The organism is Gluconacetobacter entanii (assembly GCF_003206495.1).
Taxonomy (GTDB): Bacteria; Pseudomonadota; Alphaproteobacteria; order Acetobacterales; family Acetobacteraceae; genus Novacetimonas; species Novacetimonas entanii.
Genome location: NZ_NKUF01000002.1, coordinates 189,232 through 214,934, shown reverse-complemented (window position 1 = coordinate 214,934; position 25,703 = coordinate 189,232). Strand labels below are relative to the sequence as shown.

Below are 25,703 nucleotides of genomic sequence, written 5' to 3'. Positions count from 1 at the left end.
TCCCCGGCCACCGGCATGAAAAACGGTCATGGCCCGGGGCTCAGAACCGGACCGGGTTACAGGCCAGTCCGTGCGCCTTGACCTGCTGGCAGAAGGCGGAAGCCTGCGCGGTGGAGGCAAATCCCTTCACCCGCAGGCGGTAGAACACCGTTCCGTTATGTTCGGCACGCACGATCGCAGGCTGCCGGTCCCCGAACAGGGAGGCATACTGGCGTTGCAGGCGGCCCCAGCTTTTCTGGGCCGCGGCCTCGCTGTCGAGGGCGGCAAGCTGCACCCCGTACTGCCCGCCCGCCGCATGGGTGGCCGCGGCGGCATGATGGGCGGCCGGTGCCGGGGCGGGCGCATGCTCGTCCTCATCCGGGGATGCCTCCTCCTGCGTGGCCTCGGCCTGCGGTGCGGGGGCGCCCTGTGGCGGCGGGACGGGTGCGGGTGACGGGCCTGCATCCGACTGGGCCGAGGCTAGGGGCTGGGCCTGTACGCCCGGTGCCGCAGGACCGGCCTGCGCGGGGGCCGCCCCGTCGCCCGCTGCCGGGGCCGGTGTCTCCGCCTGCCCGTACTGGCGGGCCATGTCGTCGGGTCGTGGCTGTTCCGGGCCGGGGGCCATGTGCGCGCCATCGCCGCCATCGCCCGCGCCCGGACCATCGGCGCCAAGCACCTGCATCCCGCCCGGATCCGTCGGTTTGACACGCAGCGGCCCCGGCGGCGGCCCGATCACGGGAATGCCGTTCTGGTGATGGCCAAACAGCGACCATCCGCCCACGAACACGATCAGGAGCCCCCCAAGGCCCGCAGCCCCGAGCAGCAGCTTGCGCGTCATGGGATCGTTGCCGCCCAGCAGCCCCGATCCCACGCGCGTCAGGGAGGACAGGATCCCGCGGCGCCCCCGGCCCGTGGGGCCATCGGCGTCAGTGGGCTCCATCGGGGTGCGTGGCCCGATATCGTCGTCCTCATCATAATCGCGGCTCATACGCTCGCGCTGGCGGTTCAGCCGGTCTTCGGGCGGGGTCCGATCGGTGGGGTCTGCTGCGCTCATCGCATCTCCTTGACCGGCTCGACGCCAAGGACGCGCAGACCCGACCGGATCACGCTCGCCGTGGCTTCGACCAGTGCCAGTTTCGTACGCGTCAGTTCGGCGTCATCCTCATGCAGGAAACGCAGGGCGGCATCGTCACGCCCACGATTCCACAGCGCATGGAAATCCGCCGCCAGTTCCTGCAGGTAGAAGGCGATGCGATGCGGTTCATGCGCGATGGCGGCACTTTCGACCACGCGCGGCCACTGCGCCATACGGCCCAGCAGCGCGAGTTCCGCATCCGACGACAGCCCCGACAGGTCAAGGGCGGACAGCGCCTCCACCGACAGGTCGCCCGCAAGCCTGCCCGCCTGCGCCAGTTCGGCCGCGCCACGCAGCACGGAGCAGCAGCGTGCATGGGCATACTGCACGTAGAAGACGGGATTGTCGCGGCTCTGTGCGACGACCTGGTCGAGGTCGAATTCCATCTGCGCATCGGCCTTGCGCGTCAGCATGGTAAAGCGCACGGCATCGCGCCCGACCTCGTCAATCAGATCGCGCAGGGTGACGAAGGTGCCCGCGCGCTTGGACATGCGCACCGGCTGCCCGTCGCGCACGATGCGCACGATCTGGCACAAAAGCACGTCAAGCTCGGGCTTCCCGTCCTGTCCCAGCGCCGCAACCGCGGCCTTCATGCGCGTGACATAGCCGCCATGGTCCGCGCCCCACACGTCGATCAGCACATCCGCGCCGCGCGCGATCTTGTCCGCGTGGTAGCCGATATCGTTGGCGAAATAGGTGTTCGACCCGTCGGACTTGCGCAGCGGGCGGTCCACATCGTCGCCGAATTCGGTGGAGCGGAACAGCGTCTGCGGCCGGGCCTCCCAGTCCTCGGGCAGCTTGCCCTTGGGGGGCTCCAGCACGCCTTCGTAAATCAGGCCCTTCGCCGCCAGCCGGTCGATGGCGCGGTCGGTCTCCCCATCGGCAAGGATCTTCGCCTCGCTGGTGAAGACGTCGTGATGCACGCCAAGGGCTTCGAGGTCCGCGCGGATCATGGCCATCATGCGCGCGACCGTCTCGGTCCGCACGGTCTTCATCCACACATCCACCGGCGCGGGGCGGCCGCCTTCGGCCGCAAGCGACGTGCCGTGGCGCTGTGCCAGTTCCTCGCCCACCGGCACGAGGTAATCACCGCCATACTGGATGCCGCCGGGGACGAGGGCCGCGAATTCATCCTGCGTCAGGGGCGTGCCGATCGCCTGCAGGTACCGCCAGTACGCCGCCCATGCCAGTGCGGTGACCTGCGCGCCTGCATCGTTGATGTAATATTCCTTGGTCACGCCATAACCCGCCTTCGACAGCAGGTTCGCCAGCGCGTCGCCCACCACCGCGCCACGGCAGTGCCCGACATGCATCGGCCCCGTGGGATTGGCGGAGACATATTCGACATTGACCGTGGTGCCCGCGCCCACCTGGCTGTCGCCATAGGATTCGCCCGCGCGCAGCACCTGTGCCGCGACCTCCTGCAGGACCGACGGCGCAAGCTTCAGGTTCACGAATCCCGGCCCCGCCGCCTGCGCGGAGGCCACGCCGGGCACGGATTCGAGCACGCAGGCAAGGTCCGCCGCGATGTCTGCGGGTTTGCGCCGCGCGACCTTCGCCACCAGCAGCGCCGCATTCGTCGCAAGGTCCCCATGCGACGGATCGCGCGTGGGCGTGACCTCCACCCGCGCCACGATGGCGGGGGGCAGGTCGGGCACGACCTGGCCCAGTGCCTCGCGCACATGCGAAAGATAGCGGACGAACAGACTGTCAGACATGTGGTGCGGTTTCCCAAAATTGACACCCGGAGCCACAGGCCCGGAAAACAGAACGCGGCGGAGCGGCCACATCCCGGAATGGAACATGGCGGCATGATGCCATGCTGTTTCACCCCGGCGAGGACAGGTCCGTCAACCGCCGATATTCCTCCATCGCGAGGCGGTCGGTCATCCCGGCTATATAATCCGCCACGACGCGGTGCGCATCGGCCAACTTTTCGGCGCTCTGCGCGGCCAGCGCCTGTTCACGCCAGCCATCGGGCAGCAGCGTCATGTTTTCCGACAGGATGGTGAAGATCGATTCGACCGTCAGCCGCGCCTTGCGCGTCATGCGGTTCACCCGCCAGTGGCGGTACAGCCGTGCATACAGGAACTTGCGGATCTCCAGGTTCGCGGCGCGCATGGCATCGCTGTATTCCACCACGGGCCACGGCGCATGGCGGATGTCGTCGGCGCAGGTGGGGGAGAGGCGTTCAAGGTTGCGCTGCGTCTGCGCCGTAAGGTCGGTGGCCAGCACGTTGATGACCCGGCGGATCGTCTCGTGCCGCAGGCGCGGGTCGTTCGCGCCGCACCGCTCGGCCCCTACCTCGCGCTGGACCTGCCGCGCCTGGGCCAGCGCCTCACCCACCACGGGCAGGTCCTCGAGGTCGGGCAGATGCAAAAGCCCCGCGCGCAGCCCATCGTCAAGGTCATGCGCGTGATAGGCGATATCGTCCGACTGCGCCGCGACCTGCGCCTCCGCCGAGGCGAAGCTGTCGAGTTCCAGCCCATGGCGGGCGGCATATTCGGCGACATAGGCCGTGGGATGGTCCACCGGCCCGTTATGCTTGGCCAGTCCCTCCAGCAGTTCCCATGTCAGGTTCAGCCCGTCGAAGGCGAAATAGTGCCGCTCCAGCGTCGTCACCAGCCGCAGGGACTGCGTGTTGTGGTCGAACCCGCCCCATGGCTGCATCGCCGCCGACAGCGCTTCCTCCCCCGCATGGCCAAAGGGCGTGTGGCCGACATCGTGCGCCAGCGCCAGCCCTTCGGTCAGGTCCTCGTCCAGATTGAGCCTGCGGGCGATGGAGCGCGCGATCTGCGCCACCTCGAGCGAATGTGTCAGGCGGGTGCGGAAGAAATCGCCTTCGTGGTTGAGGAAGACCTGCGTCTTGTACTGCAGGGTGCGGAAGGCGGCCGAATGGACGATCCGGTCACGATCACGCTGCCATGGCGTGCGCGTGGGGGCTTCGGCCTCCTCATGGAGGCGGCCACGTGCGGTCGCGATCTGGACAGCATAGGGAGCGACACTCATATATACCTCTATCCCGCATGAAGGCCGGGCGCGATGGCCGCGCATCCGTCCTTTGTCCGATAACCCGCCCCGGGCGCGAAGGCCACCATGCTGCCGCGTCCGCCGGTTTCGTCACACGATGGTGATACCCGATGGACAAGACCGCCGACCACCCCACTTCCACCCGCTTCCGCGTCTCTGACGGTGCGGTCAGGCGCCTGCGCGAAATCATTGAGGAACAGGACGATCCCACCCCCACGCCGCCGGGCCTGCGGGTTTCCGTGCTGGCGGGCGGGTGCAACGGGTTCCAGTACAAATTCGCGCTGGAACGTGACCTTGCCCCCGATGACATCCTGATCCCGGCGGGGGAGACGCATGTGATCGTCGATCCCGCCAGCCTTGACCTGCTCGATGGCGGGGAACTCGATTTCAAGGACAGCCTGATGGGCGCGCATTTCACCATTCACAACCCGCAGGCCACCTCCTCGTGCGGGTGTGGCACCAGTTTCTCGGTTGACTGACGCGCAATGAAATTCGCCACCTGGAACGTCAATTCCATCCGCCAGCGGCAGGATCATGTCCTGCAATGGCTGGAGCGTGAACAGCCCGACCTGCTGGGCCTGCAGGAACTCAAATGCACCGAGGAGCAGTTCCCCGCCGACATGTTCCGCAAGGCCGGGTATGACAGCGTCGTCGTCGGGCAGAAAAGCTATAACGGTGTCGCCATCCTCTCACGCGTGCCGTTCACGGTGACGCACCGCACGCTGCCGGGATGGGAGTGTGACCCGCCGCAGGCGCGCTATGTCGAAATCCGGACCGGGGCGCTGACATTCGGCAACCTCTACCTGCCCAACGGCAATTCGGGTGGGGATGCGGGCTATGCCAACAAACTCGCCTTCATGGCGGCACTGGCGGAACATGCGCGCGGCCTGCTGCATGCGGGCACGGATTTCGTGCTGGCGGGGGATTACAATGTCTGCCCCACGGACGAGGACCTTGCCCCCGGTGCGCTGCCGCCAGATGACGCGCTGGTGCGCCCGGCATCGCGCGCGGCCTTTCGCACGCTGCTGTGGCTGGGGCTGACCGACGCCCTGCGCGCGCTGCATCCGGTGGGACGTTTCTATACCTTCTGGGATTACCAGGCCGGCGCATGGCAGCGCGACAGCGGGTTGCGCATCGACCACGCCCTGCTCTCCCCCCGCCTGGCCGAACGGCTGCTGAGTGCCACCCCCGACCGGGAGGAGCGGAACATGAAACAGCCCTCCGACCATGTGCCGCTAATCGTCACGCTGCGCGACGGGGCCGCCTGAACTGTTTTCGAGCGTGCGATGCCGTCGCCTGTATGAAACATCCGGGCGCTGCCCGGACCCGGCAGGAAGCGCGCTCCCTGCACCCTGATCCGTTTATGAAGTCATGGTTTTCAAAGGGTAATACCCTTTGGTGGGGGTGCGGGGGCAAAGCCCCTGAGCGTGCGAGGTCATTGGCGTATGGCACATCCGGGCTCTGCCCGGACCCGGCAGGGATCGCGATCCCTGCACCCTGATTCGTTTATGAAGTCATGGTTTTCAAAGGGTAATACCCTTTGGTAGGGGTGCGGGGGAAAAGCCCCCGGTCATGCCCGTCAGTGGGGTTTCACCATGACCGAGCAATGACGCGGTGCGGGCAGCGGGGTAAAGGTGCGCAGCGTGCCGCGCATGCGGAATTCCCCGAAATTCATGTCTAGCCGATCGGACACGCCATTTTCAAAATACCGCATGCCGATATCGAAATCCGGCGGCATGTCATGCGTCGCATGGTCGTAATAGGCCACATGCGTCCCGACCGACCCCAGATGTACCAGCGCGGGGATGTCCGTCTGTGTGGGCGAGGGCTTCCATCCCATCAGGACGATGAAGGTGTCGATCGCCCCCTTTTCGGTCGTGCCATCGAACAGGGCGGGTTCGATCGTAGCCTGTCCCGCGCGACCGGCGGCGATGATCGCACGCGTATGCGCCACGGGAAACAGCGTGCCCGCCGCCAGTGGGACAACGCTCACGCCGGGCTGGGTATAATGCACCTGCCCGCCGGTGGCGGCCATCGTCGCCTCCCCGCTGATCTTCTGCTCCGTCACGCCACTGCCGTACTGGTGGGTGCGAAAGACCATGTGACCGCCGTCCTTGTCCTCCAGCACGGCGTAATCGGTGCGGATTTCCGTCTGCGCGCCACTGCGGGTAGCGGTCTGGAGGTTGAGTTCCTGCTGCGTGGACCATGCGGAACACGCATCGGACAGCACATAGGTCATGCTGCCACTGGCGGAGACGATCTGCCCGCCACTGACGGATTCCAGCGTCAGGTCATACACCGCGCGATGCGGCGCAAGCGGCGTCGGGGCCTCCGCCCGGGCCACAGGCGTCCCCATGGCCAGCAGGACGGCGCCCATGCACAGCCCCCGCCAGCGTGGCGCGTTCATGACGCAGGCACGGATGGCGGGACGCATGAGGGCTCAGTCTTTCTTCGCGGTGGCGGCAGTCTTCACGACCGCGGGCTTCGGCTTGGGCAGGTCGAGCGCCAGCGACAGTTCCTTCAGGCGCGCGGCCTCCACCGGGGCGGGCGCGCCCATCATCAGGTCCTCGCCCTGCTGGTTGAGCGGGAAGAGGATGACCTCGCGGATGTTGGGTTCATCGGCCAGCAGCATGACGATACGGTCCACGCCCGGCGCGGACCCGCCATGCGGCGGCGCGCCATAGCGGAAGGCGTTGAGCATGCCGCCAAAGCGGGCCTCGACCTCGCTTTCGGGATAGCCCGCGATCTCGAACGCGCGGATCATCACGTCGGGACGGTGGTTGCGGATCGCGCCCGACGACAGTTCGATGCCGTTGCACACGATATCGTACTGGTAGGCCTTGATCGTCAGCGGGTCCTGCTTCTCCAGCGCTTCCATGCCCCCCTGCGGCATGGAGAACGGGTTGTGGGAGAAGTCGATCTGCCCCGTGTCCTCGTTACGCTCGAACATCGGGAAATCCGTGATCCAGCAGAAGCGGAATGAATTTTCCTCGATCAGGTCAAGCTCGGTCGCAACGCGGGTGCGCACAAGGCCGGAGAACTTGGCGACCTCATCGCCCTTGCCCGCCGCGAAGAAGACCGCATCGCCTGCCTTCAGGCCCGTCTTGTCACGGATGGCGGCGACACGTTCGGGCTCCAGGTTCTTGGCGATCGGTCCCTTGCCGCCATCTTCGGCGAAGATGATGTAACCAAGGCCACCGGCACCGGCTTCACGCGCCCAGGCATTGAGCTTGTCAAAGAACGCGCGCGGCTTGTCCCCTGCCCCCGGCGCGGGGATGGCGCGCACCTGCCCGCCATCGGCGACGATGCGCGCGAACAGGCCGAACCCGGAGTCCGCAAAGGACTCCGTGACGTCGGAAATCTTCAGCGGGTTGCGCAGGTCGGGCTTGTCACTGCCATAGACTTCCATGGCGGTGGCATAGGGAATGCGCTCGAACGGGGCCTTGCTGACGGTGCGGCCACCGCCGAATTCGCGGAACACCCCTTCCATCACAGGCTCCAGCGTCGCGAACACGTCTTCCTGCGTCGCGAACGCCATTTCGAAGTCAAGCTGGTAGAACTCGCCCGGCGAACGGTCGGCACGCGCGGCCTCGTCGCGGAAGCACGGCGCGATCTGGAAATAGCGGTCGAAGCCCGCGACCATCGCCAGTTGCTTGAATTGCTGCGGGGCCTGCGGCAGGGCATAGAACTTGCCCGGATGCATCCGCGCGGGCACGAGGAAGTCGCGCGCGCCCTCCGGCGAGGACGCCGTCAGGATCGGCGTCTGGAATTCGACGAAGCCAAGGTCCGTCATCCGCCGCCGCAGGCTTGCGATCACCTGCGCACGCAGCATGATGTTGCGATGCACCTTCTCGCGCCGCAGGTCGATATAGCGGTAGGTCAGGCGCAGGTCCTCGGGGTAGTTCTCGTTCCCCGCGACCTGGAACGGCAGCACGTCGGCGGCGGACTGCACGTCGATCTGCTGTGCCCGGACCTCAATGTCGCCGGTCGGCAGGTTCGGGTTCTTCGTCGCGGCGTCACGCAGCACGACCTCACCCGTCACGGTCAGGACGCTTTCGACGCGGATCTTTTCCGCCAGTTCCAGCACGGGGGAACCTGCCGGGATCACGATCTGGGTCAGGCCGAAATGGTCACGCAGATCAATGAACAGCAGGCCGCCGTGGTCCCGCTTGCTGTGTACCCATCCGGAAAGGCGGGCCGTCTGCCCGGCGTCGCTGGCCCGCAGGGCCGCACAGCTATGGGTACGATAGGGATGCATGATCTCGTCCTGTCCAACCTGTTTCAGGGTTCCGGGCGACCGTCACAGCCGTCCGTTCCCGCAGGCGCGACAAAGCCAATCTGGCCCCGCGCTGTCAAGTTCGGACACCCGTGTAACGCCGCACGGACGCTTTTTTTCATTTACACATATTCGGGGAACAGGTCGCACAACCCGTCCGCCGTGGCGCTGCAGCGGCCACGTTCGGTAATCAGTCCGGTCACAAGCCGCGCGGGCGTCACGTCGAACGCGGGATTGGCGGCGTGGCTGCCCTTGGGCGTCAGTTGCACGGTTTCCACCTGCCCCGCCCCCGTCAGGCCGGAAATGTGCGTGACCTCCGCACTGGCGCGTTCCTCGATGGGGATTTCGCGCACGCCGTCGGAAATGCTCCAGTCGATGGTCGTGGACGGCAGCGCGACCCAGAACGGCACGCCATTGTCCGCCGCCGCCAGCGCCTTGAGGTAGGTGCCGATCTTGTTGGCGACATCGCCGGTGCGCGTCACGCGGTCGGTGCCCACGATCACGAGGTCCACCTTGCCATGCTGCATCAGGTGGCCGCCCGCATTGTCGGCGATGACCGTATGCGGCACGCCATGGCTGCCCAGTTCCCATGCCGTCAGCGACGCGCCCTGGTTGCGCGGGCGCGTTTCGTCCACCCATACATGCACGTCGATGCCCCGGTCATGCGCCATGTAGATGGGGGCCAGCGCCGTGCCCCAGTCCACTGTCGCGATCCATCCGGCGTTGCAATGGGTCAGGATGTTGATCGGCCCCGCCGCGTCGCCCCGCAGGGCGCGGATTTCCTCGATCAGTTCCAGTCCAAGGCGGCCGATGGCCTCGTTCTGGATCACGTCCTCGTCGCAGATGCGCCCTGCCTCGTCATAGGCGGCGGCGACACGGTCCGCAGGTGCAAGCAGGCGCAGGCGCGTCAGCATCCGCCCGATGGCCCAGCCAAGGTTGACCGCCGTGGGCCGTGTCGCCGCCAGCATCGCCGCGTCACGCTCCATCGCCGCGTCGGATGCATCCACCCGCAGCGCCAGCGCCAGTCCATAGGCCGCGACCGCACCGATCAGCGGCGCGCCACGCACCTGCATGGTGCGGATGGCATGGGCGACCTGATCGCAGTGTGTCAGGCGCAGGATATCCAGCGCCCACGGAAGTCGGGTCTGGTCAAATATCCGCACCGACCATCCGTCCTCGGGGTCAACCCAAACGCTGCGATACGAGACATCGTTGATTTTCATGCGTCGTTTGCCGTTGTCAAAATCAGGAACTTACCATTCTTCAGGGGCGTGCAAGGAAGCATCCACGCGACATGTATTCAAGTCCCGATCATACCAGCCGGCCATGATCGCACATGATCGCCACACCCGTGCCCGGATTACCATGATACCGCCCACCCGGCATCGTACAAATAATGAAGAAGTTTTTGCCGAAGCTTTTTTCAAAAAGCTTCAGGAGACACCGCCTTTTTGAAAAACGGCGGCAGCCGGGAACTTCTGTTCCATCAATATATCATCGCAAACCTGCGGGACAAAAAAATATCCCGCCATGCACGGCGGCATGACGGGATATCGCAACGACGGACCGCAAAGGCCGCGTCAGTCCGCCTTGACGGCCACCTTCGACAGCAGCGTCGTCAGGCGCTGGGCAAAGCCGGTCGGATCCTTCGGGCTTTCGCCATCCTGGATGCGGGCCATGTCCATCAGGATCAGGGCGAGGTCGGTGATCGACTCCCCGGCCTTCACGCGCTGCGCGAGTTCATGGATCAGCACATGGCGCGGATTGACCTGCAGGACCGGCGCGGTATTGGGCACGTCCTGCCAGCTGCGCCGCATCAGGCGGATCATCTGCAGGTCGGGGCCGTTTTCGGCCGCACCCAGCACGACCGCGCTGTCCACCAGGCGATTCGTCGCCTTCACGTCCGACACCGCATCGCCCAGCGCTTCCTTCAGCGCGGGGAGGACGGATTCAAGGTCGCTCTTTTCCTCCGCCGTTTCTTCCGGCGCACCGAACTTCTCAAGGTCGGCGTGGAACTGGCTGATGTTGCGCAGCGGCGTGTCCTTGTAGACGCCAAGACGGTCGGGCCAGAAGGAATCCACCGCATCCGACAGCAGCAGCACCTCGATCCCGCGCGCGCGGAACCCTTCGAGCTGCGGCGAGGACGGCAGCATTTCCGTGCGATCCCCCGTCAGGTAGTAGATCGCCTCCTGCTCCGGCTTCTTGCGTTCCAGATACGCATCGAGCGTGGTCCAGCCGTCCTGCGTGCTGGAACGGAAGCGCGCGATGGTCGCAAGTTCGGTGCGGTGTTCGGCGTCGTCACAGATGCCTTCCTTGAAGGTCGGGCCGAAATTGTCCCAGAACTTCTCGAAATCCGCCTCGTCCTTGGAACGGGTCTTGAGTTCGGAGATCACGCGGTTGGTCACGGCCTTGCGGATGCGCGCCAGCACCGGGGTCGCCTGCAGCATCTCACGCGAGACGTTGAGCGGCAGGTCCTCCGTATCGACGACGCCGGTCACGAAGCGCAGCCATGGCGGCAGCAGCCCGGCCTCGTCGGTGATGAACATGCGCCGCACATGCAGGCGGATCTGGCTTTCACGCACGGGTTCGCCGAATTCGAACGGCTTGCTGCCCGGGATGAACAGCAGGGCGGAGAATTCCAGCGTGCCTTCGGCATGCCAGTGCAGGGTCGCCCATGGCGTGTCGAAGTTGTGGCTGACGTGACGGTAGAACTCGTTAAGCTGTTCCTCGTCAATCTCGCCACGGCCCTTGCGCCACAGGGCCGTGCCCTTGTTGGCGGTGCTTTCCTCGCCATCCTTGACGATGCTGATGGGCCACGAGATATGGTCCGCCCACTTGCGCACGATCGTCTCAAGCTGAAACGAATCAAGGAAATCGTCGGCATCTTCCTTGATGTGCAGGATGATGTCCGTGCCCGCCTTTTCCCGCGTGGCGGGGGAAATGGTGTAGTTGCCCTTGCCGGTCGATGACCAGCACCAGGCTTCGTCGCTGCCGGCGCGGCGCGAGATCACGTCCACGCGGTCCGCCACCATGAACGCGGCATAGAAACCGACGCCGAACTGCCCGATCAGGCTCGGCTTTTCTTCCGGCTTGGCCTTCTGCAGTTCCTCTCCGAACGCACGGGTGCCCGAACGCGCGATGGTGCCGAGGTTGCGGGCCAGTTCTTCCTTGCTCATGCCCGCGCCATCATCGCTGATGGTCAGCAGGCGCGCATCCTTGTCGGGATTGATGCGGATTTTCGCGTCATCCGGCAGGGCGCGCGCACCGTCGGTCAGGGCCTCGAACCGGCGCTTGTCGGTGGCGTCGGCGGCATTGGCGACGAGTTCGCGCAGGAAGATTTCCCGTTCGGAATAAAGCGCATGCACCACAAGGTCGAGAAGCCGCCCGACCTCGGCGCTGAATTCATGCTGTTCGCCGCCTGCTGCGGCGGGCGCGGCTGTCTGTTCTGTCATCTTCTTACCTGTTCTCCAGCTTCAGTAACGGCCGAAATATCTTGTGATTGGATATGGAAATGTTTGCGCCCGATTTCAATGGGCTATGTCCGCTCCATGACACAGTGTGTTACGTGCGTTGTGTTACGTGCGTTCAGTCGCACCATGTCGGCAGGGCCGGATTGGCGGCGTAATCGAACATCGCGTCGATCTGCGCATGCAGCACGCGGCCAAGCGACAGGTCCTCGGGGATCGCATCGCGCGCGAACCAGCCGATTTCCGATGTCTCCGTGCTAGTCGTGGGCGTGCCACCAAGCAGTTCACATATGAAACACAGCGTGTAACAGGAAAACGGCCCCGGCGGATGCGCCTGCCGCGCGCGGTCCCATACCGCGGCCAGGCGCGTGACACGCACGATATAGCCGCTTTCCTCCCGCACTTCCTTGATGGTGTTTTCCACCGTGGACAGGTTCACGTCCGCCCATCCCCCCGGCAGGGTCCAGCGCCCGTGGTCCAGCACCTCGCGCACCAGCAGGATGCGCCCCTGCGCATCGAACACCGCGCCGCGCACTGTGGCCTTCGGCGTGGCGTAACCGCGCTGCCCCGCGAACAGGTCCGCGATCCGGGGCGCGGGTTCATCGCTGCCCATCGCCATCATCTTCGATGCGATGTCACGCACCGCCTCGTAACGCTCCCGGTCGAAGGGGCTGCCATCGGCATAGGCAAGGCCGCTCTGCGCGATGGCCTGGAGTTCACGGGCCAGGACCAGCCATTGCGGTTCATCCGTCATCATCACATCCTTCATCACGAGTGTCCTGCCTGCGTCCCTGCGGGGGACCAGCCTGGCGGGGCGAGTTCAAAGCGTTCGAACAGGAAGGCGGGTGCGACGATGCACGCCACCAGGGACCATCTCCCCATGCTTTCGGCCGCCTGCCATGCGCCTGCGGGGACCACGGCCTGCAACACCTCCCCCGCATCAGGGCGCGGGCCAAGGGTGATGACCTGTTCGGCCTGCCCCCCGGCCGCGATGCGCAGGCGCAGCGGGCCGCCCGCCTGCCAGCACCAGATTTCCGCCGCATCGACACGGTGCCAGTGCGAGCGCTCCCCCTCGGCAAGGAGGAATTCGATCGTGCTGACGCTGCCACGCCCGCCATCGGCACGCGCCTCACGCCAGACCTCGCGATAGCTGCCGCCCTCCGGGTGCGGGGCCAGCGACAGGGCGGCACGGACCCGCGCGGCATCCAGTCCCGGGTCGCGCAGGTCCAGCGCCGTGCCGTGCGTGGGGGGAGTTTCGGTCATGGGAACACCTCCTCTGCCTGAATGGGAAAACGATGCGCAACCGTGCCCGAGCAGGCGGCGGGCGGCAAGGCAACGCACCCCCATCGTGCCCGGGGCGCGCCTTCATGGTGGATTGTGGGTGTCGGGGATGTTGCTCGGGGCCTCGCCCTGAAACCCGCCAAAGGGCATTGCCCCTGGGAACCATGACTTTGCCGCATCTTCACGCTGGCGGCGTGAATTCCAGTATCGCGCCGGTATAGGTCTCCACCACCTCGCTGAACGCCACGCCATCATGGCGCGACAGGACCGCACGGTTGCGCAGGATCTCGCCCGGGACCACGATCGCGCCCGATGATGCGGGCGGCAGCGCCTGTGCCTCCCACCCTGCGGGCAGCGGCGACCACAAAAGGGTCGAATCCAGCGTGCGCCGGGTAAACCCCAGATCCGCGACGACATGGCCGAACGGCACGTCCGTCTGCTCCAGACGCGCATTCATCGCAGGCGTCAGGCGCGCGGGCACATACCAGTTATCGGCAAGCGACAGGACATGCGACCCGCACGACAGGGCCACGCGGCGATGGCGCACGGGTTCATCCGCCCCCACGCCAAGGTCCGCGCGCACCTGCGCCGGGATGGCCATCCGTGTTTCGGGCAGGCGCCGCGCCAGCACCCGCGCGGGCGTGGCCATGGCGTGACGGGCGCACCAGTCCTCCAGCGTGACGGTCGCACTTGGCTGCGTCAGCAGGGCGACCTGCAACGTGCGGATTTCGGCCTGCATCCGCATCCGCGCCATGGGCGTATCGGGCCAGTCCGCGGCCATGGCCGTCCCTCCCCCTCCGAACAGCAATGCCGCGCCCAGCACGATGGCCAACAGGCGTGAACGGGGCGGGCCACCACGATGCCCGTCAGGTTTCCATGCGGTCCCCCGCCCCATGCGCGCGCCCCTCATGCTCAGGGCGCCATTTTCCGGCCGCCGAGGTGGATCGTGGCCTGCTGCGACTCATCCGTGGCGGACGATCCCAGCCAGACGCGGTATGTGCCTGACGGCATGCTCCAGCGGTCATGCTTCTCATCGAAATGCGCCAGCACGCGTGGCTCCAGCGTGACCGACAGTTCGCGGCTTTCGCCCGGTGCCAGCGTCACGTGCTGCCATCCCGCCAGACGCCGTCCCCCGCCATCGGGCAGGCGGACATAGACCTGCGGCACATCCACGCCCGGCCGCGTGCCGGTATTGCGCACCGTAAAGGTGGCGATGACATCATCCCCATGGTGCCGGACCCGCAGGCCGTCATGGACGAAGCTGGTATAGGTCAGGCCATAGCCGAACGGAAACAGCGGTTTTGCGTGCGTCCGGTCGAACCAGCGATAGCCGACCTCGCTGCCTTCGTCATAAACCAGTTCCTGATCGGTATGGAACTGCATCTCGAACACGTTGGTGGCCGTCACACCCGCGATGTCGGGATGGGCCAGTTGCGCGGGCGATGCGGGGAATGTCATCGGCAGGTGGCCGGCCGGGGCGACCTTGCCATACAGCAGGCGGGCGATCGCCGCGCCACCGCCCGAACCGGGATACCATGCCTCCATCACCGCGCCGACACTGTCCAGCCACGGCATCATGACGGGGTTGCCCGTTTCCATCACCACCACCGTGCGCGGATTGGCGCGCGCGACCGCAGCCACCAGCGCATCCTGGTTGCCGTCCAGCGTCATGGCGTTGCTGGTGTCCATGCCTTCATAGGAAAACTGCGTCACGAACACGACCGCCACATCCGCCCTGCGCGCCGCATCCACCGCACGGGCGATGTCCGTGCCGGAGGTATAGGTCAGGCGCGCGGACGGGGCTTCGGCCTGCATCATGCGATAGGGCGCGGACGGGAAATAGACGGGATCGCCCGGCCATTCCTTCTTGCCCGGTCCCTTGACCACGCCGATCGCGGGCGCACCGATCGGATCGACCTGGCTGGACCCCCCGCCAGAGATCACGCCCACATCGGCATGCCCGCCAATCACGGCCACCCGCGCGGTGGGCGACAGCGGCAGCAGGTTTCCACTGTTCTTCAGCAGGACCGCGCCTTCTTCCTCGTCCCTCTGGGCGGCGAGCGTATCGGTCACGACGTCAAGTGGCTGCATGACCGGCGGATGGTCCACCATCCCCACGTCATACATGCTGCGGATGATGCGCTGCGCCATGTCGTCCACGCGGCTGGCGGGAACGCGGCCCTCCTTGACGTCACGCGCCAGGATCTCGCGGAAATAGGGACGCGCGTCGGCATCGTCACCCGACGATTCCTGGTCCAGTCCCGCCAGTGCGGAGCGCGCGGAGGAATGGGTCGCCCCCCAGTCGGACATGACGAAGCCGGGATATTTCCAGTCCTGCTTGAGCACCTTCGTCAGCAGGTACGGGTTTTCGCAGGCATAGACATCGTTGACGCGATTGTACGAACACATGACCGAACCGGGATGCCCGACCTCCAGCGCGATCTCGAAGCCGAGCAGGTCGCTTTCACGCATCGCCGCATTGTCGATGTCCGCGCTCATGGTCATGCGCGAGGTCTCGAGGTCGTTCATCGCGAAATGCTTCAGCGTGGAAATCACATGCTGCGACTGGATGCCCGCGATGGTCGCCCCGACCACACGCCCCGTCAGCAGCGGGTCCTCGCCAGCATATTCGAAATTACGCCCCCCGCGCGGGTCGCGCGTCAGGTCCGCGCCGCCGCCCAGCAGGACATTGAGGCCCTGCCGCCAGGCCTCGCTGCCGATCATCGCCCCCCCCTGCCGGGCCATGTCCGGATCCCACGTACTCGCGGTGGCAAGGCCGGAGGGCAGCCCGACCGCCTGCCCGTGCGGACGTACGTGCGAGGGATTGCGCAGGCCGAGGCCGGCGTCACCGATCTGCAGCGGCGGCAGGCCCGCCGGGGTCTTCAGGTAGGCGGCCGAGCCCAGCCCACCGGGCGGGATCGGGGCATTGCCCATCGTGCCGCCCCCATCAATGGTGAAAACCATCGACAGCTTGTCCTGCAGCGTCATGCGGGACAGCAGGTCGCGCGCACGGGTATCGGCCGTGGCCGGGGCGTCATGCCCGTGCCGCGCCTGCGCGCCGGGAGACAGCGCCACCAGACCGCCAAGCGCCACCGCGGACAGCAACACCAGTTTACGAGACATCGTCATGTGCCGATCATCCTCCCCATACCCATTGCAGAACCCGAAGACGCTGACACCAGACGCTGGCACGCCGCCCCCATTTGATCCCGAAGATGAACACCCCCCCGCCAAAAGTGCATGACCTATCGCAATGTCGGTCAGGAAAAATCAACGAATGGGACGTTATCATCAGGGACAGCCGATACAGACCTGCCCCATGGCGCAATCCCCGCAGACAGCAAAAAGCCCGGCCATCCCGAAGGGGGACGACCGGGCCGCCATGACTGGCTGGCAGTTATCGCGCCGGGTGCTGCTGCATCCCACGCGACCGCAGAGGCCTGCCTGATAAACAGCGGCGGACCAGACCGCCGTTGTCGCGCCTCAGTTCGCGGAACTACGCACGCGCATGTACATGATGATCGTCTGGCGCGGAACCGCGTTGAGGTCTTCGGCATCAACGTCGCGCGTCACGACATAATCACCGAACGCACCCGCCTGCGACGTGACCCAGCGGCCATACAGGCCTTCGAGCACCGGGGCCAGCCACGTGCCCGACGGCTCACCCGCGCTGCCGACCTGCGGCAGGTTTTCATGCACGATGCGCAGGGACTGGTCCTCGGGCAGGAGTTCGAGCGTCACGGTGCCCCAGCCAATCATGGCCAGCAGCGCGTTCAGTTCGATCTGCAGCTTGTCAACGGTCTGGCACGGCGGCGGCATGATGCGCGTGCCCATGCCCCGTCCAACCTCACGCAGGAGTTCGTTCCTGACCTCGATCCCGACCTGATCGTCAATTTCCCAGGACAGGGTCTGAAGAAACAGGGTGAAGTCCGGTTTTTTCTCATAAATTGTCATTACTGGTCCATAATAAGATAGTGAGCCGAGATCATGGCGCCGCCCTCATCCCAGTTGCCAGCCTTCTGGAAACGACCGGACAGGTCAAGGCGCAGCGAATGGCTGACGCGATAACCCACCAGTCCATCGAAACCACCAACAAGGCTGCCGACATCATCGCCAGGATACCGGGCCGATTCCAAGGATAGTTCAGCAGTAGATACCACCCGCCAGCCCGTTCGCAAGGGTCTGATACAGCGGATTGGTCGGGAAGAAGGCCGAGCTGTGCTCATGGAACAGCTGATAGCCGATGGATCCGGTGACATCCCAGTCGAACAGGCCACTGTGACCGGAGTAGCGGACAGGCACCGTTGCCGCAAAGTAGGACTGCGGCGAGAAGTAGCCACCCTGCCCGTAGGTGTAGAAGTCCTCGTTATGCTTGTACCCGAAATAGGTCAGGTTCACGCCCACGCGGACTTCATGCTTGCGGTTGCGGTAGACAAGGGTGTTGGCCCCGAGCCCGCCTTCCACTTCGGTATTGCTCTGGACATGATGGCCGGTCTGGATGGCATAGCCACCGCCACCGTACAGGATCGTATTGCCCAGCGTGGCCTCGACCTGGCCATGGAAGTGGTTGGTGACGACGCCACCCCACTTCTTGCCGGTCAGGGCATCGGTCATCCCGCCATAGGACAAGACGCTGTTGGTGATGGAACGGCGTTCCCCACTGACACGGAAGGTCACCGGCCCGACACGCGGGGCGAATTCGACGCCGCCGATCACGTTCGGCAGCGTGAAGCCCAGCGGCGAGGCCCCGACATCCGCGCTGACCCAGTTATTGGCAAAACGCACATCCGGCGCCACACCCGCCTCGCGCCCGATCGTATCGGTATTGATGCGATGCTCCGCGCTGTTGTTCTGGTCCTGCAGGTTCCGTTCCAGGGCGAACAGGTTGGTGCCGAAACGCGGGATATCATACCCGGTCTGCGGCAGGTGCCCCGACGTCAGGAAGGTTGGCGTGGCGGTGAAGGTCAGCGCCGACGTGCCCGCCTGCAGCGGAATGCGCCCGACGATCGGCACCGAGGCCTCCGTCAGCGCCCCCATGCCGCGCGTGCCGGAACGGACGCGGAAGCCAAGCCCGGCATCGACGGACGGCGCAAGGTCCTCCGACAGGGTATGGATCTGCCCGTTGATGGACGACAGCATCTGGTCCGAAATCTCGGGCACGCTGCCCGCCGTGCTGTAGCCGTTTTCGCCCGGAGGCGCACCAAGCTGCAGCGCATGGCCATACGCATCACGGCGGAACGGGTTGGCTGTCGGCGGGGCGGTCGCCTGCGTCTCATCGCTGGCGGTGGCTTCCCCACGACTGATCTTGAGCTGCTGGAGGCGCAATTCGTAGGCACGGCGCAGGTCGGACAGCGTACGTTCGCCATGCCCCGCCGCACGGTCCGCAACCGCCATGGCAAGCCAGCTACGCGCATCCATCGGCGACTGCTGGACCCCATCCTGGGCCAGTTGCATGGCCAGCCCGTCCTTGTTGTCGTTCGCTGCGGCCTGCACGGCGGCCTGCCGCGCGTCAAGATCCTGCGGGTTGTGGCGCAGGACGGACAGGTCGATGTCCAGCGCATGCCCGTACTTGCCGCGCCCGTTATACAGCCGCGCCAGCGCGAGCTTGGGCGAGGTGGCTTCCGGGTCGGCCTGCAGGGCGGGCGCAAGATGGTCATAGGCCGCGGCCTGGTCACCACGCTGGTTCAGCAGGTCCGACTGCGCAACCGAAATCCCCATCCGCAACTGGATCAGCGTCTGGCGCTGGTCGGGCGACATCGCCGAACCGGTCGCGGTCCCGCTGCCATCGCCAAGTGGGGCGAGAAGACGCGCGGCGGCAACCGGGTTGCTGATCTTCATGTATTCGGTGGCATAGGCCAGCCGCTGCTCGGTCGTCAGGTCCGCCGTATGCGTGGAGGCGATGCGCAGCGCCATGTGCGCATGCAGCATGTCGCCCCGCTGGCGGAACAGGTCGGCCACGGCCACGCCACGCGCGCCCGTCGGGTCCGGCACGGCCAGCGCCTCGCGCACGAGCGGGGTGGGGTTGGACACCATCGACAGGCGGGCGGCAAGGTCGGCCTTGATCGCCATTTCATCGGCGATCGTGCGGATGGCCGGTGAATACTCATCCGGCGACAGACCGGCCAGAAGCCGGCGCGTCAGGGTATCGTTGCCATTGCCCGACGCATACAGGATTGCCGCCTGGTAATCGTCCGGCGTGCGCGGACTCGTCAGGAGCGGGCGCATGACGTTCGACGCTTCGGCACTGTCACCCTGCTGCTGCAGCGCGTTGGCAAGGTTGATGCGCAGCCACGGATCATCCGGATCCTTGGCCATGGCCTGCCGCAGCAGGCTGACCTTCTGTGCGGAATCGGTGGTGCGGGCGGCTTCGGCCATGATACCCGAAACCTCGATCTGCTGCACCTGCGTGCTGTACCGGCCACCAAGGCGCGACAGCAGGGCGTTGGCTTCGCTCTCCTGCCCCTCGCCCATCAGGACGCGGGCCAGCCCCATCAGCGCGATGGGATTGTCGCCATTGCGCGCAAGGACCGCACGGTAATTGCGTTCCGCCTCACCCGTCTGGCCGGTCGTGCGCTGCAGGTCCGCAAGCATCAGCGTCGCGCCCTCGGACTGTCCGGGCTGGCGTGCCAGCGACATCAGGCGCTGCTCGGCTTCCTGCGTCTGCCCGCTCGCGATCAGGCGGCGGACGGTGCCATATTCCTCGCCCACGGCCATGCCGGCCAGGGCCGGGCGCCAGTGCCCCGCACTCTTGGGATCGGCGGCGATCGCCTCCTCAAAGTAGCGGTGCGCTTCATCGTTATGGCCCCCGCGCATGGCGACAAGGCCGAGGCCGCCGAGTGCATCGGCATCCTTCGCATTCAGGTTCAGCGCGTTCTGGAAGTCCGCCTGTGCCGCGGACAGCCGCCCAGCATTCAGCGCCTTGAACCCGTCCTGCCGCGCCAGCGCGCCCTTGTCAGGCGGCCCGCCCGACGGTTCCGTCATGTGGGTCCGCAGCGCGGTGTCCGACGGATGCGCATCCAGCCACTGCTGCATCAGCGGCAGCGTCTCCGGCGTGACCGGCAGCCACGACAGCGTCTGGCGATATGATTTTTCCGCGGTCGCGGCTTCCACCGGGGCGGAGGCACGGTATTTCTCCAGCGCCTGGAGACGCTGCAGCCCCTCCATCCGGGTGGCGGGCTGGTAGGTCAGCACCTGCGCCAGCGCAAGCTGTGCACGGAAATCCGAAGGATTGGTCTTGACCAGGCTGACAAGTCCGTCACGCGCGGCATTCGCCTGCCCCGGGACGCCCGCCAGCGTCTGGTAATATTCAACCGCCAGCGACGGCGTCGGCGTGGGGCCGTTGAACAGGTGCTGGTACACCTCCACCGCCTGGTCGCTATGGCCCGATGCCGCAAGCGAGCGCGCATGCGCAAGGTCAGGCTGCGAAATCGCCTGTTCATGCAGCAGGTCGTTCAGGCGGCTTTCATACGCACTGCCGGGTGCGGCCTGATGCAGGCGGCGCTGCGTATCAAGGGCGGCGTCGCGATTGCCGATCCGCGACTGGTATTCGCCCTGCGCTTCCAGCAGGTCGATCGAATCCGGTGCAAGGCGCGCGGCACTCTGCAGGGACTGGCGCGCATTGTCGTACTGGTGCTGCTGCATCCAGAAACGGGCCTGCTGCACCAGCCTCTGCACCACGGCGGCCTGCCCGCTCTGGACGGGGGTCACGGCCCCCGCCTGCATCATGGTGGTATTGGCAGGAGCCTGCTCCGCTGCCTGCTGTGCCCGTGCACCGTTCGCCTGCAGCAACAGGCCTGCAGCGCAGGTCGTTGCGAGAAGACCGGCGGACAGGGACGAAGCATATCGTTTATGGGTCACGACTTGCGCCTCTCATCCTCAAGCTGCTTGAAACGCCGGGCAGCATGCCGCGCCAGGGCCCGTGCAAGGACACTGACAATCAGAACACATCCCAACAGGCCGACAAGCAGCACATGAACCGGCCTGTTGTGCATATACCAGTCAGGCCACAGCCAGACCGGCAGGGAACCGATCGTATAGACCGGCGAATTACGGAAGGACGAAAGCTCCTCACCGTGCGCAAGGACCAGATCCCCCTGGAACTTGGCCTGTTGCTTGCGCTCTCCCATCATCTGGAGAAGGTTGTTCAGCCCCGCCCCGTCGGCGGACAGCAGCGCCAGAACCGTACGGCCCGCTGTCAGGGGGGATTCCGCCTCGACCATCGCACCGACGCCACCCGTCAGCGGGCTGTCGACATCCTGCGGCTTGCTGTCACGTTCACGATACGCCGTCAGCGGGTCATCAATCGCCTTCAGGACAGTATCCAGCGTGGAGACATGCAATGCCGTGCGCAGGTGGCCATCCGAAATCTCGTAGGACGAGCGCGACAGCAGCGGGGCGATCTCGGCACCGGACGCCAGGGTCGAGATGACCAGCAGGTTGCGGTCGGCCACGTCACTGACATGGTCGGCCGACACGATGTCCACGCCCGCGACCGGATACCATGTCGCCGCCCCCATGAAACCCATCAGGTCAAGATAGGCCCCGACCACGGCCGCGTTCGGATGTTCCGGCAGCACGACCGCCGTATGCGACAGGTCCGCATAGGTCGTGAAAGGGAAGCCGACCGTCGCCATGTAGGCAAGATTGGGCATCTGGGCGATGTGATAGGCGCGGGAGAAATCGATGGTGGAGTCCGGATCGATCCCGAGATGGAACGCATTGCTGGCGGCGCTGCCCTGGCAGACACAATGGGCCAGGGACAGGGCATTGAAGTAGAAATGCAACTGGTCCTGACCGAACACGGTCCAGGGCGGCACGTCGAGGTCATGCACCTGCATGCCGGCCGAGGGGTGGACAAGGCCGATATTCTGCAGGATGCCGTTCGGTTCACGCAGCCCATAGGAATGCAGGTACACATCGTTGATGCCGACATCGAGACGGGCTTTCTCGACATCCTTCTCCGCACCCGCCGGCGAACGGAAACGCACCTGCATCTTGTACGGGCGGTCGCGCCACGTATAAAGGTCGGGCGAGATACGGAACGGAACCGACAGAACACCGGACGTAAAGCCCGTTTCCTGCAGCTTCTCGGGCGTGACAAGGTCCTTGAAGCGCACCGGATGGTTCATCGCGATGAAGGAGGGCGCATCGTTGGGCTTGCTGGGCGCGACGTCCACCGGCGCCACGTTCATGTGGCTGTCAGCCGGCAGGGGCGCGGAACTGAAGGCGATGCCCTTGCTCGCGGTGATGACCTCGTCGCGGTCACGGCCGGTCACCACCAGGATCGTGGCATTCGTGTCTGACGGGTTCGGCAGTTCAAGGATGGCCGGACCGGTCACCTGTGGCTGCCCGAGGCTGGTCGGCAGTTCGTCGGCCACGCCAATCAGGATGGCATTGCCAACCTTCGGAATGGTGGAGGAAACCGGGAAGTTCACGCCAAGGAAGTCGGTCTGCTTGCCAAACCATGATGCGAGGATACCGGCGGCCTTGAGGATCTGCGGATCATAGGTCTGCGCCAGAATCATGGGAACCGTGACGTGCTGGTGCACGTTCTTGTCATAGAACGGCTGCGGCAGACGCGATAGCAGGCGCCGCGGCGGCAGTGCGATGGTCGTGATCTGGAGTTGCGAATTCTCCGAGATCGTCGCCCACATCGTATCGTTCGTGATGTCCGAACATCCCTTCGACCCGGAGGCGAAGTTGAAGTTCAGGCGGTTGCCACTGACGAAGAAGATCGGGTTGATCTCGAACGAGATGGGACCGAATGTCGGGTGCGCCGGATCGGGGCGCAGCGTGCCGATGAACTGTTCGTTCAGCGTCATGGTCACGGAATTGGTTTCCGGACGCAGGTTCGGCGACATCGAACCCGACAGCACAAGCCGTGCCGAGGTCACAAGCTGGTCGGCAGGAATGCCGAACTCGATCCCCTGCAGCGGTGCAAGGCCGCGCATCGTGATGGAGCCTGCGGCGCCAAGGTCCCTGAGCGTATAATTATGGACCGTCGCCGTGTCGGGCGTATTTTCCGCATTGTCCACCATCGCATCCGCGCTGTCCGCCGCAAGCGGCTGCCCCGTGGGGCTGCCGGGTGCCGCGGCCGCCGGATCGGACTGGCCCGCGCCATTATTGGTCGGCAGCAGGGCCGGCAGCGGCGGCAGGTCGGTGGTTTCGGGCTGATGGACCGGCGCCTTGGCGGCGATCGCCTTGCTGGCTGCCGGCGCGGCCTGCGCCGAGGACGCGAATGTCAGCAGGGCCAGAAGCGAAACCATTTTCACGGTTCCCTTCAGCATGCGCTCCTGACGGTCGGACTTGTTCGCATCATCCGGCATGGCATTGCCCTTGTTGGCATCGCCACCGCGGGCCGGGCCCTTGCTGTGGACGATGTCGCCGCTGGAACGGAACAGGCCCTTGACGCTGAGCACCATGTCCAGAAAGCTGAGCAGGGGACGGTCAGGCTTGTAGTTGCCCCAATCGACCCACGCATCGGCACGGCCGAACACCATGCGGATGACCGCGAATTCCTGCTGCAGGTTATCGATGCTCCAGATGAAGATGCTGCGCCCGCTGGAACTGCTGATGAGCTTGGCCGGAAGGTTCAGTTCCTCCCCATCAAGGACCGTGCGGACATATACGGGCGTGGGACCGGAGATCTTGCCGGGCCAGGACATCTTCACCGCCGCACCACCCATGGACAGGTCCTCGGTCAGGCCGGTGGTGACGATGGCGCCATCTGCGCTGGAAACCTCCACCGGGATGACGGCGGGAATACGGTGACTGTTGCGCTTCTGCTGGGTTTCACGCCCCACCGCAATGGCCGCGAGGATGATGATCAGGCTGAGTAGCGCCCATGCGGAGTTCAGCAGGTAGGCGCGTTCCGCGATCTGGTCGAGATGGCCAAAGGACAGTTCATAGATACCGCGCACCAGGCCACCGAACATGATGATGCCAAGGATGACGTTCGGATAGACGGCGCCAAGGTCGAAATAACCTTTTTCAAGCAACCCGCCCTTGTCCGTCACGTTGAACTTGCCGCGCGAGGGGCTGAGCAGGGTCACGATCGTCACGCGCACCAGGAACAGCGCCATCGTGGTTTCATAGACCTCACTCCAGAAGGAGTAGCGCCAGCCCTTGTTGATCTTCGACGCCGTGCCGACGGCATGGAACATGTGTGGAATGGCGTAGGCAAGAAGCGCCAGCGGGGAGGCCGCGATGATGTTCTGTCCCAGGAACAGGAACGCCAGTGGCGAACTGAGGAAGATGACGCGCGGCACCGCGAACAGGAACGACGTCATGGCCGACAGGTAACAGAGCCGCTGCCCCCATGACAGTCCCTTCCCCAGCAACGGATTGTCGATGCGGAAGATCTGCAGCATGCCACGCGCCCAGCGCACGCGCTGACCGATATGCAGGATCAGGCGTTCCGTCGCGAGGCCACCGGCAAGCGGGATGCGAAGATAGGCCGTGGACCATCCCAGACGCTGCATCTTGAGCGCGGTATGCGCGTCCTCGGTCACGGTCTGGGTCGCAAACCCGCCGATCTGTTCAATCGCGGTGCGACGCAGGATCGCGCACGATCCGCAGAAGAAGGTCGCATCCCAGAAGTCGTTGCCGTCCTGCACCACGCCGTAGAACAGGTTGCCTTCGGGGGGGGTGCGGTAGCCGGCGGACAGGTTCCGCTGGAACGGATCGGGGGAGTAGAAGTGATGCGGTGTCTGCATCAGTGCGATCTTCGGATCCTCCACCATCCAGCCCATCGTCAACTGGAGGAAGGCGCGGGTCGGGACGTGATCGCAGTCAAAGATCAGGATGTAGTCGCCATCCGTATGGTCGATGGCGTAGTTGAGGTTACCGGCCTTTGCGTGTTCGTTGGTGGGACGGGCGATGTAATTCGCGCCACACTCCCTGGCGAACTCCGCGAATTCGGGACGGCGGCCGTCATCGAGGATATGGACCCGCACCTTCTCGGGCGGCCAGTCAATGCCAAGCGAGCCCAGCACCGTCAGGCGTACAATGCTCAGTTCCTCGTTATAGGTCGGGACGAAGATGTCGACCGTCGGCCATTCATCGATATTCGCCGGCAGCGGCAGCGGCGCACGGTGAAGCGGCGCAATCGTCTGGAAATAGCTGAGGAACAGCATCATCAGGGCATAAAGTTCCGCCAGGAGGAGCATTGTCCCCAGCAGGCCCTGCAACCATGTATCAAATGAAAGCGTTTCAGTCAGACGCCACGTCAGGTAACGCAGCGAAACCAGACCTGACAGTACCTCGAGGAAAATCTGTGACCGGCGGCTGGGCTTGTGACCGACAACAAAAAAGATCACGACACATACAAATGCCACAATCAACTGCTGTTCTGGCGGCAGGGTTACGGACGTAGCCGCAATCAGCGCACACAAGCCAAAAACACCGATAAGCAGTCCCACACCACGAATGGAAAGAATTTTTCCCACCCAGCGGGACATTCCTGACTCTGACTGCGTTGACGACCGAACCTCTGGCATAAACAACTCGTCCGAAATGCTGTAAAACAGAAAGATTA

At 65.2% G+C, this 25,703-nt stretch carries 18 protein-coding genes; 3 read left to right on the top strand and 15 right to left on the bottom strand.

Annotation, left to right across the window (positions count from 1 at the left end; translation table 11 throughout):
- Nucleotides 1–40: 40 nt before the first annotated feature.
- The 3 genes from CFR72_RS01940 to CFR72_RS01930 all read right to left on the bottom strand — a co-directional run bounded on the left by CFR72_RS01940 (nucleotide 41) and on the right by CFR72_RS01930 (nucleotide 4,123).
- On the bottom strand, nucleotides 41–1,033 hold the full coding sequence (locus tag CFR72_RS01940; RefSeq protein ID WP_110912362.1) for an SPOR domain-containing protein: 993 nt from the start codon (nucleotides 1,031–1,033) through the stop codon (nucleotides 41–43).
- A complete protein-coding gene (gene argS / locus CFR72_RS01935; RefSeq protein ID WP_110912405.1) occupies nucleotides 1,030–2,832 on the bottom strand; it encodes an arginine--tRNA ligase in 1,803 nt (600 codons plus the stop codon). The genes CFR72_RS01940 and argS overlap by 4 nt, the downstream gene beginning before the upstream one ends.
- Before the next feature lie 109 nt (nucleotides 2,833–2,941).
- Entirely contained in the window at nucleotides 2,942–4,123 is a 1,182-nt protein-coding gene (locus CFR72_RS01930; protein WP_110912361.1) for a deoxyguanosinetriphosphate triphosphohydrolase, read from the bottom strand.
- A 131-nt stretch (nucleotides 4,124–4,254) separates the two neighbouring features.
- Between CFR72_RS01930 and CFR72_RS01925 the strand changes: the two genes are divergently transcribed.
- On the top strand, nucleotides 4,255–4,623 hold the full coding sequence (locus CFR72_RS01925) for a HesB/IscA family protein (protein WP_110912360.1): 369 nt from the start codon (nucleotides 4,255–4,257) through the stop codon (nucleotides 4,621–4,623).
- A 6-nt stretch (nucleotides 4,624–4,629) separates the two neighbouring features.
- Nucleotides 4,630–5,412 carry an exodeoxyribonuclease III gene (locus CFR72_RS01920; protein ID WP_110912359.1) on the top strand — a complete coding sequence of 261 codons (783 nt, stop codon included), beginning with the start codon at nucleotides 4,630–4,632 and terminating at the stop codon, nucleotides 5,410–5,412.
- 311 nt (nucleotides 5,413–5,723) lie between these two features.
- Here CFR72_RS01920 and CFR72_RS01915 read toward each other — a convergent pair whose 3' ends face one another.
- The 8 genes from CFR72_RS01915 to CFR72_RS01880 form a co-directional block, all read right to left on the bottom strand.
- Nucleotides 5,724–6,578 (bottom strand): cell envelope integrity EipB family protein, encoded by an 855-nt coding sequence (locus CFR72_RS01915; RefSeq protein WP_110912358.1) that lies wholly within the window; start codon nucleotides 6,576–6,578, stop codon nucleotides 5,724–5,726.
- Nucleotides 6,579–6,584: 6 nt separating this feature from the next.
- Nucleotides 6,585–8,402, bottom strand: coding sequence for an aspartate--tRNA ligase (gene aspS, locus CFR72_RS01910; RefSeq protein WP_110912357.1), 1,818 nt, complete (start codon nucleotides 8,400–8,402; stop codon nucleotides 6,585–6,587).
- A gap of 140 nt (nucleotides 8,403–8,542) precedes the next feature.
- Complete coding sequence (gene mtnA, locus CFR72_RS01905) at nucleotides 8,543–9,643, bottom strand: S-methyl-5-thioribose-1-phosphate isomerase (RefSeq protein WP_110912356.1); 1,101 nt, start codon at nucleotides 9,641–9,643, stop codon at nucleotides 8,543–8,545.
- Nucleotides 9,644–10,000: 357 nt separating this feature from the next.
- Nucleotides 10,001–11,872 (bottom strand): molecular chaperone HtpG, encoded by a 1,872-nt coding sequence (htpG, locus tag CFR72_RS01900; protein WP_110912355.1) that lies wholly within the window; start codon nucleotides 11,870–11,872, stop codon nucleotides 10,001–10,003.
- Nucleotides 11,873–12,005: 133 nt separating this feature from the next.
- Nucleotides 12,006–12,656, bottom strand: coding sequence for an NUDIX hydrolase (locus tag CFR72_RS01895; protein ID WP_244182116.1), 651 nt, complete (start codon nucleotides 12,654–12,656; stop codon nucleotides 12,006–12,008).
- On the bottom strand, nucleotides 12,656–13,150 hold the full coding sequence (locus tag CFR72_RS01890; protein ID WP_110912354.1) for a cupin domain-containing protein: 495 nt from the start codon (nucleotides 13,148–13,150) through the stop codon (nucleotides 12,656–12,658). The genes CFR72_RS01895 and CFR72_RS01890 overlap by 1 nt, the downstream gene beginning before the upstream one ends.
- A gap of 199 nt (nucleotides 13,151–13,349) precedes the next feature.
- Nucleotides 13,350–14,078, bottom strand: coding sequence for a hypothetical protein (locus CFR72_RS01885; protein ID WP_244182114.1), 729 nt, complete (start codon nucleotides 14,076–14,078; stop codon nucleotides 13,350–13,352).
- Between the two features lie 2 nt (nucleotides 14,079–14,080).
- Nucleotides 14,081–16,297, bottom strand: a complete 2,217-nt coding sequence (locus CFR72_RS01880; protein ID WP_110912353.1) for a beta-glucosidase family protein — start codon at nucleotides 16,295–16,297, stop codon at nucleotides 14,081–14,083.
- Nucleotides 16,298–16,445: 148 nt separating this feature from the next.
- Between CFR72_RS01880 and CFR72_RS17430 the strand changes: the two genes are divergently transcribed.
- Complete coding sequence (locus CFR72_RS17430) at nucleotides 16,446–16,616, top strand: hypothetical protein (protein ID WP_167400271.1); 171 nt, start codon at nucleotides 16,446–16,448, stop codon at nucleotides 16,614–16,616.
- A 35-nt stretch (nucleotides 16,617–16,651) separates the two neighbouring features.
- Here CFR72_RS17430 and bcsD read toward each other — a convergent pair whose 3' ends face one another.
- From bcsD to bcsA, 4 genes are read right to left on the bottom strand one after another with little or no spacing between them, the layout of a single operon-like run.
- A complete protein-coding gene (gene bcsD / locus CFR72_RS01875; RefSeq protein WP_110095297.1) occupies nucleotides 16,652–17,122 on the bottom strand; it encodes a cellulose biosynthesis protein BcsD in 471 nt (156 codons plus the stop codon).
- Complete coding sequence (locus CFR72_RS17925) at nucleotides 17,122–17,304, bottom strand: hypothetical protein (protein WP_244182113.1); 183 nt, start codon at nucleotides 17,302–17,304, stop codon at nucleotides 17,122–17,124. The genes bcsD and CFR72_RS17925 overlap by 1 nt, the downstream gene beginning before the upstream one ends.
- Nucleotides 17,305–17,311: 7 nt before the next feature.
- The gene (locus tag CFR72_RS01870; protein ID WP_244182112.1) at nucleotides 17,312–21,025 is read right to left on the bottom strand and encodes a cellulose synthase subunit BcsC-related outer membrane protein; all 3,714 of its coding nucleotides are present in this window, start codon (nucleotides 21,023–21,025) and stop codon (nucleotides 17,312–17,314) included.
- Nucleotides 21,022–25,665 (bottom strand): UDP-forming cellulose synthase catalytic subunit, encoded by a 4,644-nt coding sequence (bcsA, locus tag CFR72_RS17920; protein ID WP_408869952.1) that lies wholly within the window; start codon nucleotides 25,663–25,665, stop codon nucleotides 21,022–21,024. Before bcsA ends, CFR72_RS01870 begins: the two co-directional genes overlap by 4 nt.
- Nucleotides 25,666–25,703: the final 38 nt, after the last annotated feature.